The sequence below is a fragment of the Qipengyuania soli genome (genome assembly GCF_015529805.1).
Lineage (GTDB): Bacteria > Pseudomonadota > Alphaproteobacteria > Sphingomonadales > Sphingomonadaceae > Qipengyuania > Qipengyuania soli.
This window is the reverse complement of sequence record NZ_CP064654.1, coordinates 945498-959689: the sequence shown is the minus strand read 5'-3', so window position 1 is coordinate 959689 and position 14192 is coordinate 945498. Positions and strand designations below refer to the sequence as shown.

The window sequence follows — 14192 nt, the reverse complement described above, 5'->3', positions numbered from 1 at the left end:
TTGAACGCGCCCAAGCTTTTGCTGGTCGAAGACGATCCGGCTCTCTCAGAACTGCTCGAATACCGTTTCAACAACGAAGGCTACAACGTCCGCACCACTGCGGACGGCGATGAAGCCTTGCTCATGGCGGCCGAAGACTCGCCGGACCTCGTCATTCTCGACTGGATGATCGAGGGCACGAGCGGGATCGAGGTTTGCCGTCGCCTGCGCCGCGACAAGGAAACGGCCCACGTTCCGATCATCATGCTGACTGCGCGCGAAGCCGAGGACGACCGCATCCGCGGCCTCGAAACCGGTGCGGACGACTATCTCACCAAGCCGTTTTCCCCGCGCGAGCTCCTGGCGCGCGTTTCGGCCGTCATGCGGCGTATCCGTCCCGCACTTGCCGGCGAGACAATCGAGGTAGGCGACATCTCGCTCGATCCTGTCGCGCACAAGGTAAGGCGCCGTGGCAACACCCTCCAGCTGGGGCCTACCGAATACCGCCTGCTCAAGTTCTTCATGGAAAGTCCGGGCCGCGTGTTCAGCCGCAACCAGTTGCTCGATGGCGTCTGGGGTACCGAAAGCGATATCGAGCTGCGCACGGTCGACGTCCATATCCGTCGCCTGCGCAAGGCGATCGAGATCGACGGTGCCAAGGACCCGATCCGCACCGTTCGCAGCGCGGGCTACTCGCTCGAAGCCGGCTGAGGACTAGTCGGCTGCGCCTTCGAGCGTTGCCAGCCATCGCAGGACATGGGCCTGGAGCGCTATGCGCTTGCCCGACCAACTGTGGTCGGTCGCCTCGTGGATCGCCGTCACCTTCTCTCCCCCGGCCTTGCGGATCGACTCGACCAGCGCGTCGGTCATGAAGGCCAGGTCGTCGTCCGAACTGAGGATGAGGTGCGACTTGCCCGCCAGTTGCGGTGCGTACTGGAGGAAGTCGAAGGCCGCCTGGTTGGCGATGAGTTCGTCCGCCATCATCTCGGGTGACGTGTCGGCCAGCGTTTCGGCGTTGCCGGCGGACCTTTTGGCAAGGTCCCCACGCTCGAGCCTCCCTACCCAGCCCATGTTTGCCGCCGAGATCAGGCCCATGCCGATGAGGCCGCTATCCTGTCCGGCCGTCATGGCCGAGACCCAGCCACCCATCGAGTGGCCGATGATTGCTATCCGGCTGGTATCGACACCGAGCTTGGCGGCATTTTCCGGATCGCGCAGGTAAGCGAGCACCGCCGCTGCGTCCTCGGGGTTCTGGGCGAAGCGGAAGGAGCCGGGGCTGCCCCACGACCCGCGATAGTTGAAGGCGACAGCGTTCCATCCTGCGCGCCGAACGGCCTGTGCGAGGTCGAGGTTCTTCTCGTTTCCCGGCCAGCCATGGCAGATGAGCAGCGTTGGGTGCGGACCGGGGCCGCTGGCGACATAAGCGATGGCGTTGATCTCGACGCCCCCACTGGGAATGTGCAGCGTTTCCATCCGCGGGGGGTGCTCTGCGTCGGGTGCGGGATCGGTGTAGATCGCTGCGGGGATGTCAGACTGCGCTCCTGCACCGACCGGAGTTGCAAATACCGCGGCGGTAGCCAGCAGCAGGATGGATCGGCGCATGTCAGTCTCCCCTTGTCTCGGGCCTATCTCACACGGGTGTGGAGAGGAGGTCCAGCAATATGAGCGCCGCGATGAGCAGAAATGCGATCCCCATGCTCCGATCGATCCAGCGCCGCGTCGCCGGTCGCTCGATCGCTCCGGCGAGGCTGCGCCCGGCGAAGATGTAGAGTGCTCCCACCATGAGATCGATCGCCAGTGCGATCACCGCGAGCGAGAGGATCTGGCCCCAAATCGGCTTGGCGGCGTTCACGAAGGGCGGGATCAGCGCGACCATGTAGACGAGCGACTTGGGATTGCTCGCGGCGACCACGATCCCGTCGCGGAAGGCGTTGCGCGACGAAGCCTCGGGGATTGGCGCGTGCTCCTCGTCGACATGAAAGGAATGGCGCACCGCCTTCAGGCCCATCCAGGCAAGGTAGGCGATACCGGCCAGCGCCAACATCCGGAATGCGAGGGGATAGGCCCTGGCCAGCGTGCCCAGTCCCAGCCCTGCCATGACCCACCAGACGACATAGCCCAGTTGCATCCCGAGCAGTGCGGCCCAGCCCGCCCTCGCTTCGCGCCAGATCGCCTGGCCCATCACGAACAGCATCGACTGCCCCGGCACTATGCTGGTCGCGGCGGTCACGAGCATGAAGGCGATGATCTTGTCCGGATCGAGCATGGTCGGCGCCCTAGTGGAAGTCGCGGCTGGGTGGAATGATTCGCACGTCACGCGGGTGCCTGCCCTGCCATCCACATTCGCGATTGCCCGGCGGCGGCTCCTGCCAGGGCTCGACCGGCTGGTAGGGATCGTCCTTGCCCTCGCGCAGGTTGTCGCGCGGGTTGAACTTGTCGGGCAGCGGCGAATTGACATGATCGGCACGGGCGACGGGTGCATTCAGCATGTCATCGGACAGATGGTACAGCTGATGCGTCGCATCCTCCATGTGATGCGCTATAACGTGTATAACTTCATCGTCGTATTCTACACGGCCACGCACCTCCATAAGGCGTGAACCCATCACCACACGGCGTTGTTTTTCCTTGAGATCGGGCCACACAACGAGGTTGATGACACCCGTCTCGTCCTCCAGCGTGATGAAGCAAACACCCTTCGCCGAACCCGGTCGCTGGCGGATCAGCACCACCCCGGCGACATGGACCATGGAGCGAAACTTGCGCTCGCGCAGGTCGCAGGCGCGCACGAAACCGCGTTCGGCGAGGCTCGCACGTAGGAAGGCCATCGGGTGGGCCTTCAGGCTCAGGCGCGTGGTCTGGTAATCGGCCACCACCTCCTCTGACAGCGGCATTACGGGGAGCCGGGTGCGCGAGGTCTCCGCCCCCTCGTCCCGCGCCGCCGCCGCAGCGAACAGCGGCAGGTCCGGCCCGCCGATCAGGCTGCGCGCATCCCAGAGGGCCTGTCGCCGCGTCAGGTTCATCGAACCGAAGCAGTCGGCGCTCGCAAGCCGCTCGACATGCGCCGGCCCTATGCGCGCACGGTCCCTCAGCGCCGTGACGTCAGCGTAAGCACCCCGCTCCTCGCGCTCGGCAATCAGCCGTGCCGCCACGGCTTCCGGCAAGCCGTCCACCTGCCTCAGGCCAAGCCGCAACGCGATATGCCTGTCGAGACGGCCGCTGTCGCCACCACTGCCGTCACGCCGATGTGTGGCTTCACTCACCTGCTCCAGCGTGCAGTCCCACTGCGACAAATTGACGTCGGCAGGCAGCACTTTGACGCCATGTTCGACGACGTCACGCACGATCTGCGCCGGGGCGTAAAAGCCCATCGGCTGCGAATTGAGCAGCGCGCAACCGAAGGCTGCGGGGAAATGGCACTTGAGCCAGCTCGACACGTAGACGAGGTGCGCGAAGCTCGCCGCATGGCTCTCGGGAAAACCGTATTCGCCGAAACCGCGGATCTGGTTGAAGCAGCGCTGCGCGAACTCGCGGTCGTAACCGCGGTGGACCATGCGCTCTACCATCATGTCCTGCAATTCGTCGACCATGCCGCGGCTGCGGAAGGTGGCCATCGCCTTGCGCAACCGGTTCGCCTCGAGCGATGAGAACTTGGCCGCGTCGAGCGCGATCTTCATCGCCTGCTCCTGGAAGATCGGGACGCCAAGCGTGCGCTCGAGGATGCTGGAAAGCTCGTCGGGCGGACCGTGTTCGGGAGATGGTGCGGGAATGACGACCTGTTCCGCCCCGCGGCGACGCTTGAGATATGGGTGGACCATGTCGCCCTGGATCGGGCCGGGACGGACGATGGCAACCTGGATGACGAGATCGTAGAATTCGCGCGGGCGCAGCCGTGGCAGCATGTTCATCTGCGCCCGGCTCTCGACCTGGAACACGCCGAGCGAGTCCCCCTTGCGCAGCATGGCATAGGTCTCGGGGTCCTCGCGCGGGACGGTTGCAAGGCTCAGGGGGCGGTTGTGATGATCGTCGAGCAGGTCGAGGCACTTGCGGATGCAGGTCAGCATGCCCAGTGCCAGCACATCGACCTTGAGGATGCCCAGCGCCTCGATATCGTCCTTGTCCCACTCGATGAAACTACGCTCGGGCATGGCGCCGTTGCCGATCGGCACGGTCTCGGTCAGCGCACCTTCGGTGAGGATGAAACCACCGACATGCTGCGACAAATGACGCGGCATGCCAATCATTTGCTCGGTCAGCTTGAGAACACGCCGCAAGTGCGGGTCGGTGACGTCCATCCCTGTTTCGGCAGCGTGCCGCTCGCTGATCTCGCGGCCCCATCCGCCCCAGACGGTCCTGGACAGGGCAGCGGTGACATCCTCGGTCAGGCCCATCGCCTTGCCGACCTCGCGGATGGCCATGCGCGGGCGGTAATGGATCACCGTGGCGCACAGACCGGCGCGATGGCGGCCATACTTGCCGTAGATGTACTGGATCACCTCCTCGCGCCGCTCGTGCTCGAAATCGACGTCGATGTCGGGCGGCTCCTTGCGTTCCTCCGAGATGAAACGGTCGAACAGCAGCGCGTGCTTGGCCGGGTCGACTGATGTGATGCCGAGGCAATAGCACACCGCCGAGTTCGCCGCACTGCCGCGCCCCTGGCAAAGGATCGGCGGATCGACCCCGCGCGCGTAGTCGACGATGTCCTTGATGGTGAGGAAATAGCGCGCCAGCTCCAGCTTGCCGATCAGCGCCAGTTCGCGCTCCAGCGTGGCGCGCACCGTGTCGGGCACACCGCTGGGATAGCGCCATTGCGCGCCCTTCCACGTCTCGCTCTCGAGGAATTGCTGCGGTGACTGGCCGTCGGGGTAGATCTCTTCCGGATACTCGTAGCGCAGTTCGTCGAGGCTGAAGTTGCAGGCATCGGCCACTTGGCGTGCGGCGGCAATGGCGTGGGGCCAGCGCTCGAACAGGCGCACCATCGTCTCGGGCGGCTTCAGGTAACGCTCGGCATTGCCATGGAGCAGGTGCCCGGCGGCAGCGACGGTGGTCTTGTGCCGGATCGCCGTCATCACGTCCTGCAACGGCCGCCGGTCGGGTGTCGCGTAATGCACGTCGTTGGTCGCAAGGATGGCGAGACCATTCGCCCTTGCCAGCGCGTCGAGCTGCTCGATCCGCGCGACATCATCGCCGGTATGGAGATAGCTGGCGGCAATATGGCGTAGAGTTGGTAGCTGGTCGACGAGGTGGGGAAGAAGATCGGGAAATGACTTCCTTACCTTGTCATCCCCGCGCAGGCGGGGATCCAGGGTGGGCTTGCGTTGTGCTTCGCTGGATTCCCGCCTGCGCGGGAATGACGGACCTTCCGGAAACGGCACCACATTGCTTTCGACCGAAATCGTGAACTCGCGGGCTAGGTCACGTGGCGGGAGCAGGACCAGTTGCACCCCCTCGGCATGGCCGGCCAGCATGGTGAGCGAGATGTCGCAGGCGCCCTTCTCCTGCCATTCGCCGTCAAGCGTCTGCATCCGTCCTGCACTGATGAGCCGGCACAACCGTCCATAGGCTTCACGGTCGATTGGATAGGCGAGGAAGGCCAGACCTTCGACGGTTTCTATCCTGCAGCCGATAAGCGGCTTCAATTTCAGCGTTTTTGCTTCAGTATGCACACGCACGATACCGGCCATGGTATTGGCATCGGCAATCCCGATGGCATCGTACCCCAACGCGCGGGCCTGCAGCACCAGGTCGACCGCATCGCTCGCCCCGCGCAGGAAGCTGAAGCAGGAGGCGATACCGAGTTCGACGAAGGGTGCGCGCGGCGGTGCGTCGATCAGCTCGGGGTCGAGTTCGATCGTCCGCTTGGGGATCTGGAGGTCGTTCTCGGGCATCTCACCCCCTCACTTCCCCGAGCCGCACCTTGACCGCCGCAAGGTCGGCATCGAACAGCCGCGCCTGTTCCTCGCGCGCGGGGCCTTCGAGGCGCAGGAGGTAGGACGGGTGCACAGTGACCCACAGCTCGCTGCCGTCCTCCAGCGGGATCGGCTTGCCGCGCACTTTCGAGATACTCACCGTCCTGCCCAGCACGCTGCGCGCCGCGCTGGCACCCATGGCGAGCACCAGTTTCGGCTGCACGATCGCGCGCTCGCCCTCGATCCACCAGCGGCAGGTGTCGATTTCCTTCGCGCCCGGGTTCTGGTGCAGGCGCCGCTTGCCGCGCTGGACGTATTTGAAATGCTTCACCGCATTGGTGAGGTAGGCCGTGCGCCGGTCGATCCCTGCCTTTTCGAGGTGAACGTCGAGCAATTGCCCTGCCGGCCCCACAAAGGGGCGACCCTGCAAATCCTCGTTGTCGCCCGGCTGCTCGCCAACGATCATGAGCGCCGCATCGCGCGGCCCCTCGCCCATCACCGCATTGTTGTCGAGCGCGCCGATGGGGCACTTGCGGCAGGCGTGGATGGCGCGGTCGATCCCCTCCAGCGTGTCGGGCCGTTCCTCGAATTCAAGCGCGCCCTTCTCGACCATCGCCGCCTCGCGGTTCTGCGCGCCCGCGATGAGGTCCGGGATGAGCGAAGCCTCGGGCATGTTCTTCCAGTATTTCTTCGGCATCTCCTTCAGCATCGCGCCGACTTTCAGTCGCGCGGGGTTGAAGATCGACGCATAGTACTTGCGCCAGAGGTCCTCCATCGGATCGCCGCCAGGCGCATCGCTGCGCTGTGCGGGCGGCCCTTCGGACATGATGCTCCCATCCCAGTGCAAGCTGCCGCGCGGGGTCAGGATCGACCAGCGCATGTTCGAAAAGCGCCGCATGAAGAAGCCTGCATTGGCGCGCAGGATGTGGTGCTCGGGCTCGAACCAGGCGACGTAGTGCTCGCCCGCTTCCTCCCCGAGCGCATCAGGGTCGCTCTCCACAAGCCGGAAGCGGACGAAGGCGTGCATCTTGTGACTGTCGCGGCGGACGTTCTTGTCGAGTTCCTCGATCCGCCGGACATCGAGATCGGCCTTGTCCTCCATGATCCGGGGATTGGCCTGCAGCCGCCACAACAAGCGGTAGAGCAGCGCAAAGCGTTCGGTGTCCGAATGAAGCGCTGCATTGCGCGCCAGTTGCACGAAGCGGCGATTGGCGCGGACGGGACGCGCATCAGCGGGTGGGACCGGCATGCGGCGCTCGCCATGCGAGAAGAGGTCGCCGCTGCCGCCCGGTTCGACCCAGGCAATACGGTCGGGCGGCACCTCGCACTGGACAAGCGCACGGGCGCGCTCGCGCCAGAAGTCGAAATCGTCGGCATCGGGCAGGTTGACGACGTAATAGGTGCCGAGCCGGACGTGCTGGAGGCCAAGAGCCTGTTTAACAGTCATGCGACAAACAGCTCCAACTGCTCGGTCTTCGGCGCGAGCAGGCTGCGCAGATCGGCGCGGTCGGTCAGCAACACGGGCCGCCAGTCGACGGTGCAGATGAACGGCCGCACCTTGGTGATCGACAGCGTCAGTCGCGCCACATCGTCCAAGCGCAGGGTGCGGTGGCGGCGACTGGCGAGGATCTTGCCCACCGCCTTCACGCCGAGGCCCGGCACGCGCAGTAGCTGCTCCTTGCTCGCGCAGTTCACGTCGACCGGAAACTGCTCGCGGAACTTGAGCGCCCACGCGAGCTTGGGGTCGATGTCGAGCGGCAGGTTCCCGTCCGCCTCGGTCGCCTGCATCACCTCGGCCGGCTTGTAGCCGTAGAAGCGCATCAGCCAATCCGACTGGTAGAGCCGGTGTTCACGGATCAGCGGCGGGCGCTTCAGCGGCAGCACCGCGCTCGCATCGGGGATCGGCGAGAGGGCGCTGTAGTACACGCGGCGCAGCTTGAAGCTGTCGTAGAGCCGGCTCGCCTTGCCCACGATGTCGCTGTCGGTCGCGGCATCGGCGCCGACGATCATCTGCGTCGACTGGCCCGCAGGCGCAAAGCGCGGGGCGTGCTTGAAGCGCTTCCTCGCATCCTTCGCCTCGACGAGATCGGCCTTCACCTTGCCCATCGCGCCTTCGATCTGCGCTGCGCTCTTGTCGGGCGCGAGGCGGGTCAGGCCGCTGTCGGTCGGCAGTTCGACATTGATCGAGATACGGTCGGCGTAGAGCCCCGCCTGGTGGACGATCTCCGGATCCGCCTCGGGAATGGTCTTGAGGTGAATGTAGCCGCGAAAATCGTGTTCTTCCCGCAGGATGCGTGCGACTTCTACCAGCTGCTCCATCGTGTGGTTCGAGCTTTTCACGATGCCCGACGACAGGAACAGCCCCTCGATGTAGTTGCGCCGGTAGAACGCGAGCGTGAGGTCGACCACCTCCTGCGGCGTGAACCGCGCGCGGGCCACGTTCGAGCTCTTGCGATTGACGCAGTAGTGGCAGTCGAACACGCAGTGGTTGGTCAGCAGTATCTTGAGCAGGCTGATGCAACGGCCGTCGGGCGCATAGGCGTGGCAGATGCCCATCCCCTCGGTCGAGCCGATGCCCTTGCCGCCCATTGAGTTGCGCTTGGCCGTGCCGGACGAGGCGCAGGAGGCATCGTATTTCGCCGCATCCGCAAGGATTTCGAGCTTCTGGAGGACCGATTGCGAGGACATATGTTCTATATATGTTCCCAACAATCCTTCGCCAATAACAAAAGGCAATCGTCATGGTTAAATTGCGCTCACCAAGCCCGTGAGAGCGCATTTAACCACCCAAGGCGTTATCCTCGCCCGACAACAGGAGGACATGGGTGGCGCTATTTCGGAGGAATGCGGCTGTCGCGCAGCCGGAACGCCGCGCGAGCCGAAGATATGCTGTCGATTGCCCTGCCCGGCTCAAGATGCTCGGTGGCGACCGCATCGGCCGCCTCAGTGACCTTTCCGAGGCAGGTGCCCGCCTCGACACGCCCAACCCACCGGTGGAAGGCGTTTCCGGCCTGCTCGAGTGGGCGGACCAGGAGCATTTCTGCAAGGTCGTCTGGGTCAACGACAACAGCTGCGGCCTGATCTTCGAACGCCCGATCCCGATGGCGGTAGTGGAACATGCCAGCCAGACGGTCGAGGCGCCCAGCGGGCCGGTGGCCAATTTCGGGAATATCCCGCTCGGCCAGAAACGGTCGCGCCGAAGCGAGTTCCTCCGCTCGGAATAGGCGTTCAGTCGCGGGCAAGGCGATCGGGGGCATGGGGCCGTTTGGAGGAACCGATGCGCGCCATTCTTGCCTTTTCTGCCCTCGCGATGCTCGCCGTACCCGCTTTCGCGGCACAGGAGCCTGCAGACCAACACGCGGAGGCGACGCATGATGCCCATCCGGCCCCGCGGACCTGCACGCCAGCGCAGACGGTCGTTCCGCCGTTCAACAATACGCCCGAGGCGATGGAACAGTCCCGCGTGGCCGCAACGATTTTGCGTGGCGATGAAATCTGCAAGACCAGCGCCCTTTTCCCGGAGAAGTCGGTGATCGAGCACGGTGAGGAGCAGCCTGTCCTGCCGGAAGAGGCTGCTGACGAGCCTGCGGAAGAACCCGCTCCCGAGCAGCCCGCCTGAGTTTAGGCGCAGAGTCCCTGCAGATACCAGTCGGGCAGCCCGCCGTTGCGGTCGCTACCCCTCCCGTCACCGATGATCCCTTGGCGGTAGATCCAGTAACGGCGCCCATGGTCATCCTCGATCCGGTAGTAATCGCGCAGGCGCGCGCTGCCACGCTCGCGCCACCATTCGGGGGCAATCCGTTCCGGTCCCTCCACCCGCACCACCTCGTGCACGGAGCCGCGCCAGCGAAAGCGTTGGGGGTAGCCGTCCGGGGTAGCATAGAGCACCGCGATCATTTCCGGTTTCTCAAGCATTTTCAGTGGCCTCTCGTGAAAAGCGAGTAAGCCTTGCGAAGCCGGTTCCGGGTCGAGCGGCGGCTGCCAGCGCTGCGCCCGTTCGGGCAAGTGGCTGGCAAAGGGCACCGGCCGGCTGACCGCGCGCGGGCCGAGGCGGACAGTCAGCCGGTCGATGCACGCGGAAAGCGAAGTCCCGTGGCTTTCCGCCGCAGCCTCGATATCGCCCTGCTCCAGCGCGAGCGGTTCGGCCCAGCTGGCACGCAGGCGCAGCATCTCGATCCCGAAGCCAGCGTCGACATCGTCGAGCCTGGCCGCGAACAGTCGCACGATATGCGCCGGATCGCGTGTCGCTGCGGCCATTTCGAGGCGGCGTACGACCACCTCGCCATCGACACGCCACAGGCCGAGTTCGAGGCGACGCGCGCCCAACCCCCTGCCCTCCAGCTCGCGTGCCATGTCGGCGGCAAGATCTGACACCACCGTGTCGAGCAATTGCCGGTGGCGGATCGGCTCCATCAGCCGGCGCTGAACCAGCGGCATCTGCACCGGCACCACGGGCAACAGCGGCTCGGGCACAAGGCCAAGCAGCTGGTCGAGCCGGATCAGCGGATTGGCCGCAGGCGACTTGCGGTTGCGGAAGCGCCGCTGGATCGCATCGCGGCCGATGGTCGAAACCTCTCCCAGTCGCTTGAGGCCGAGACGGCGCAGCACGGTGACGACATCCTTGTCGAGCCTCAGTGCCGCGACGGGCAGGTCGGACAGGGCACGCGCGATACCTTCACGTCCCTCCACGATCGTGCCCGGCGGCCCGTAGTGCGCCAGTGCCCAAGCCGCGCCTGCAGTGGGCGCGATGGCGGTGCGCACTGCCAGTTCGCGGCGGGCGAAGGCATTATGGACATCCTCGACCAATCTCGTCTCGCCGCCGAAGAGGTGCGGGACCGAGGTTACATCGACCAGCAGCCCGTCGGGCGCATCGAGCGCCGACCACGGCCCCCATCGCTGCGCCCAGACGGCAAGGCTCTCGAGAAAGGCAAGATCACCCGCTGGATCGGAAGGCGCGGTAATGAGCTGCGGGCACAGCGTACGTGCGTCTGCCAGCATCATTCCGGGTCGTGCTCCCGCTTCCGACCCGGGACGGTTGGCAGCTTCGATGCGAGGTCCGTGCGCAGTGTCGGCGATCAGGACGAGCGGCTGCCTGTCGAACTCGCGACGCTCTTTCCCACCGCCCTGCCGCCAGCGATCCATCGCCAGTGCAGGAAGCCAGATCGAGAGTATCCTGCGCGGGCGGTCGTTGCCGTGCCCGATCATGTTCACGCTCCTTGCGGAAGCCGCCTGCGCTGCAGCCCCGCAGTCCAGTCCATCGCGCCTCCGGTGTCGTTGTCCGCGGCCCGCTCGCGCATTGCCTTCAGTCGAACACCGTCCTGGTGCAGCAGCCATTCGCCCGGCGCATGGGTACGGGCGCGGAACAGTTCGGCCCGCCATGCCGGTACGCCGGGCGCCTGCGCGTTCCAGCGGAGCGGTGCGGAAGGCACCGAGGTCACCTCCCAGCGCATCCGCGCCGAAGACAGGTCGCGCTGAGCATCGAGACGGACGAGAAACAGCGGCACACCGTGTTTCTGCGCCGCCAGCGTCAGCCGCCGCGAGGCGGTAAAATCGAGCGCCCGCGGATTGCCGGACACTTCCCCGATCACGAAGGCGAGGTCGCGGCAGCGCAAACCCTCTTCCAGGGCAAAGAGCGCATCCTCCGGCTTATCGGCAAGGACGTGGATTAGCCTTGTCGCCAGTTCCAGCGGCAGGCCGGCACGATAGGGGCGCCCACTCAGTCGTGCTGCCTCGCGCGTCTGGACCCATAGCACCTCACGGCGGTCCTCTTCCTCACGCCCTTCCCCACGGGGAATGCTGCGCCAGTCGTCTAGGGCCAGCGCCAGAGCCACCGCCGCGCCCGCCCCTTCGCGCGATGAGGCGAAGATTTCGCTGTGCAATGCTGGCCCGGATTGCGCAGCCAGCCCCGGACGCCACCGGGCACTGCGCCGCGTGGAAATCGCGGCGACATCCTCAAAGGCCGTGAAAGGCAGTGGAGCAGGATCAGTATGGATCATAGGGAATCGACTCGTCTGTTCCTATTATGTTCCATGTCGATGTGATAGGCAATTCATCCGTGGCCTGCCCCGTCCGAGCGTGAACGCCGGAACGACCCGCCCACCGCATGCGTATGAAAGACAAACGCAATCACGAAAGGCCCCCTCATGAAAAACTCCGCAGGCAACCCCGACGAACTGAAGCAGAAGTTCTGGAAGGCGATGGCAGACTCGCCATTCCTGTTCCTTGAACTCGAAGGTCAGTCGGACACTTCGGTCCCCATGACCGCGCAGCTCGACAAGGATGCCAACAGCGCGATCTGGTTCTTCACCCAGAAGAAGAGCGACTTCGCCAAGCTCGGCAAGGCCAAGGCCAGCTTCACCGCCAAGAACCATGACCTGTTCGCCCGCTTCGATGGCACGCTCTCGGTCGAAACCAGCCAGGAACGCTTCGAGCAGTTCTGGAACAACTTCGTCAAGGCATGGTACGACGGCGGTAAGGACGATCCGGACCTGCTTTTCCTGCGCATGGACCTCGGTCAGGCAGAAATCTGGGGTATGGACATCGGCCTGCTCAACACTGCCAAGATGGCGCTGGGCATGACCATCCACGACGAGGCGGAAAAGCGCCACGTCGAAGCAGTCGACATCTGATCTGACAGCCGCACAAAAGAAAAGGGCCGCTCCCGAGAGGGGGCGGCCCTTCTTTTTCACCTAGGCGAAAGCTCAGTCCGCCGGCGGGTGAATCGGAATCTGGGTTTCCTCACCAGCAACATCGTCGACGACCTCGACGATACCACGGCCCAAATGGCTGCTGCCACGGCTGTAAAGGAAGTAGACGATGATACCGAGTACGCCCCATCCGGGAAGGAAGAGCATCGCGTCGATCGGCAGGTTAAGGAACAGGAACACACAGCCCGCAATCGTCAGCGGAGCAATGATCCACGCCATCGGCACACGGAAGGCGCGCTTGCGCTCCGGGTCACGCCGACGAAGGACCAGCAAAGCGATGGCTACCATCATGAACGCATAAAGTGTGCCCGCGTTGGAGATGTCGGCCAGCTTCCCGACAGGGAAGAAGGCTGCTCCCAATGCAACTGCACCACCCGTCATCATGGTGACGATGTGGGGAGTCTTGTACTTGGGGTGCACCGTGCTGAGCTTTTCGGGCAGCAGGCCGTCACGTGCCATCACGAAGAAGATGCGGGTCTGGCCGAAGATCAGCACGAGGATGACCGAAGGCAGCGCGAGAAACGCCGCAATCCCGAGCAGGTTACCGATGCCCGACCATCCGATCTGGCGCAGAACGTGAGCGAGAGCTTCGTTAGAGCAGACTAGCGGAAGCTGGTCCGCAGCGTAGGTAGCGCACTGGCGGGCAAGCTCTTCGGAACCGGCAGGGAACGGCACTCCGTTCGGACCCATGATCGGCTGGCCACCGATGGTGCCAACAGCACCAGCAGCAACGAGGATGTAGAACACCGTGCAGAACAGCAGCGAGCCGACGAGGCCGATCGGCACATTCTTCTGCGGATCCTTCGTTTCTTCCGCTGCGGTAGAAACCGCGTCGAAGCCGACATATGCGAAGAAGATCGTTGCAGCGGCGCCCACCGCACCGACGCCCGTTCCCCAGCCACCGAAGATCCCGGCAGGCAGGAACGGGTTGAAGCGTTCAGCATCGAACTCGGGGCTTGTCAAAGTCAGCGCAACGAAGGCCGTCAGCGCCGTTACCTTGATTGCCACGAGGATGGCGTTGACCTTGGCGCTTTCGCTGGTCCCGACGATCAGCAATCCGGTGACCAGCAAGGCAATCAGAAGTGCGGGCAGGTTGATGAGGCCCCCTGGTGCGCCGCCAAGCGCGAGCGGGCCTGCAGCCAGCCATGGTGGAAGGGTTACGCCCAACAACTCGTTCAGGAAGGTCCCGCTGAAATAGCCCGACCAGCCGACCGAAACGGCCGCTGCGGCAATGGCGTATTCCATGATCAGCGCCCAACCGACCGTCCACGCAAGAAACTCGCCCATGGTGGCATAACTGTAGGTATAGGCAGATCCAGCGACCGGGATCATTGCGGCGATCTCAGCGTAGCAGAGCGCTGCGATGATGCAGACGAACCCTGCGATGGCAAAAGCCAGCATGAGGCCGGGACCGGCCTTCTGCGCGCCTGCTGCGGTAAGAACGAAGATACCGGTGCCGATCACGCAGCCGATGCCGAACAGCATGAGCTGGAACCAACCGAGCGTGCGCTTGAGCGATTTTTTCTCCGCCGTTGCCAGAATGGCGTCGAGCGGTTTGACCCTATCCAGGAGCATGTGGATTATTCCTCCCATTGGC

12 protein-coding genes are annotated in these 14192 nt (G+C 64.5%); 4 read left to right on the top strand and 8 right to left on the bottom strand.

From position 1 onward, the window contains the following. Positions 1-690 carry a phosphate regulon transcriptional regulator PhoB gene (gene phoB, locus IRL76_RS04790; protein WP_200983643.1) on the top strand — a complete coding sequence of 230 codons (690 nt, stop codon included), beginning with the start codon at positions 1-3 and terminating at the stop codon, positions 688-690. Between the two features lie 3 nt (positions 691-693). On the opposite strand, the gene IRL76_RS04785 is transcribed toward phoB, so the two are convergent. Genes IRL76_RS04785 through IRL76_RS04765 form a run of 5 tightly spaced genes read right to left on the bottom strand, consistent with a single transcriptional unit; the run spans position 694 to position 8576 of the window. Beyond that, positions 694-1581 carry an alpha/beta hydrolase family protein gene (locus tag IRL76_RS04785; protein ID WP_200983640.1) on the bottom strand — a complete coding sequence of 296 codons (888 nt, stop codon included), beginning with the start codon at positions 1579-1581 and terminating at the stop codon, positions 694-696. 28 nt (positions 1582-1609) lie between these two features. Next, complete coding sequence (locus IRL76_RS04780; protein ID WP_200983639.1) at positions 1610-2245, bottom strand: LysE family translocator; 636 nt, start codon at positions 2243-2245, stop codon at positions 1610-1612. A 10-nt stretch (positions 2246-2255) separates the two neighbouring features. Continuing rightward, entirely contained in the window at positions 2256-5867 is a 3612-nt protein-coding gene (locus IRL76_RS04775; RefSeq protein ID WP_200983637.1) for an error-prone DNA polymerase, read from the bottom strand. 1 nt (position 5868) lies between these two features. Next, positions 5869-7335: a UdgX family uracil-DNA binding protein gene (locus IRL76_RS04770; RefSeq protein ID WP_200983635.1), complete on the bottom strand. Its 1467-nt coding sequence runs from the start codon at positions 7333-7335 to the stop codon at positions 5869-5871. Further along, positions 7332-8576, bottom strand: coding sequence for a putative DNA modification/repair radical SAM protein (locus IRL76_RS04765; protein ID WP_200983632.1), 1245 nt, complete (start codon positions 8574-8576; stop codon positions 7332-7334). The genes IRL76_RS04770 and IRL76_RS04765 overlap by 4 nt, the downstream gene beginning before the upstream one ends. Before the next feature lie 137 nt (positions 8577-8713). Here IRL76_RS04765 and IRL76_RS04760 point away from each other — a divergent pair, with 137 nt between their 5' ends. Together IRL76_RS04760 and IRL76_RS04755 are read left to right on the top strand one after the other, a co-directional pair. Next, the gene (locus IRL76_RS04760; protein ID WP_200983630.1) at positions 8714-9112 is read left to right on the top strand and encodes a PilZ domain-containing protein; all 399 of its coding nucleotides are present in this window, start codon (positions 8714-8716) and stop codon (positions 9110-9112) included. A 53-nt stretch (positions 9113-9165) separates the two neighbouring features. After that, complete coding sequence (locus IRL76_RS04755) at positions 9166-9507, top strand: hypothetical protein (RefSeq protein WP_200983628.1); 342 nt, start codon at positions 9166-9168, stop codon at positions 9505-9507. 2 nt (positions 9508-9509) lie between these two features. Here the strand turns inward: IRL76_RS04755 and IRL76_RS04750 are convergent, their stop codons facing one another. Both IRL76_RS04750 and IRL76_RS04745 read right to left on the bottom strand, forming a co-directional pair. After that, positions 9510-11093, bottom strand: coding sequence for a Y-family DNA polymerase (locus tag IRL76_RS04750; protein WP_246449996.1), 1584 nt, complete (start codon positions 11091-11093; stop codon positions 9510-9512). Positions 11094-11095: 2 nt separating this feature from the next. Continuing rightward, positions 11096-11884, bottom strand: a complete 789-nt coding sequence (locus IRL76_RS04745; RefSeq protein ID WP_200983626.1) for a hypothetical protein — start codon at positions 11882-11884, stop codon at positions 11096-11098. A gap of 147 nt (positions 11885-12031) precedes the next feature. On the opposite strand from IRL76_RS04745, the gene IRL76_RS04740 reads away from it, so the two are divergent. Then, a complete protein-coding gene (locus tag IRL76_RS04740; protein WP_200983624.1) occupies positions 12032-12517 on the top strand; it encodes a pyridoxamine 5'-phosphate oxidase family protein in 486 nt (161 codons plus the stop codon). Between the two features lie 72 nt (positions 12518-12589). Here the strand turns inward: IRL76_RS04740 and IRL76_RS04735 are convergent, their stop codons facing one another. After that, positions 12590-14170, bottom strand: coding sequence for an amino acid permease (locus IRL76_RS04735; protein ID WP_200983621.1), 1581 nt, complete (start codon positions 14168-14170; stop codon positions 12590-12592). Positions 14171-14192 lie beyond the last annotated feature (22 nt).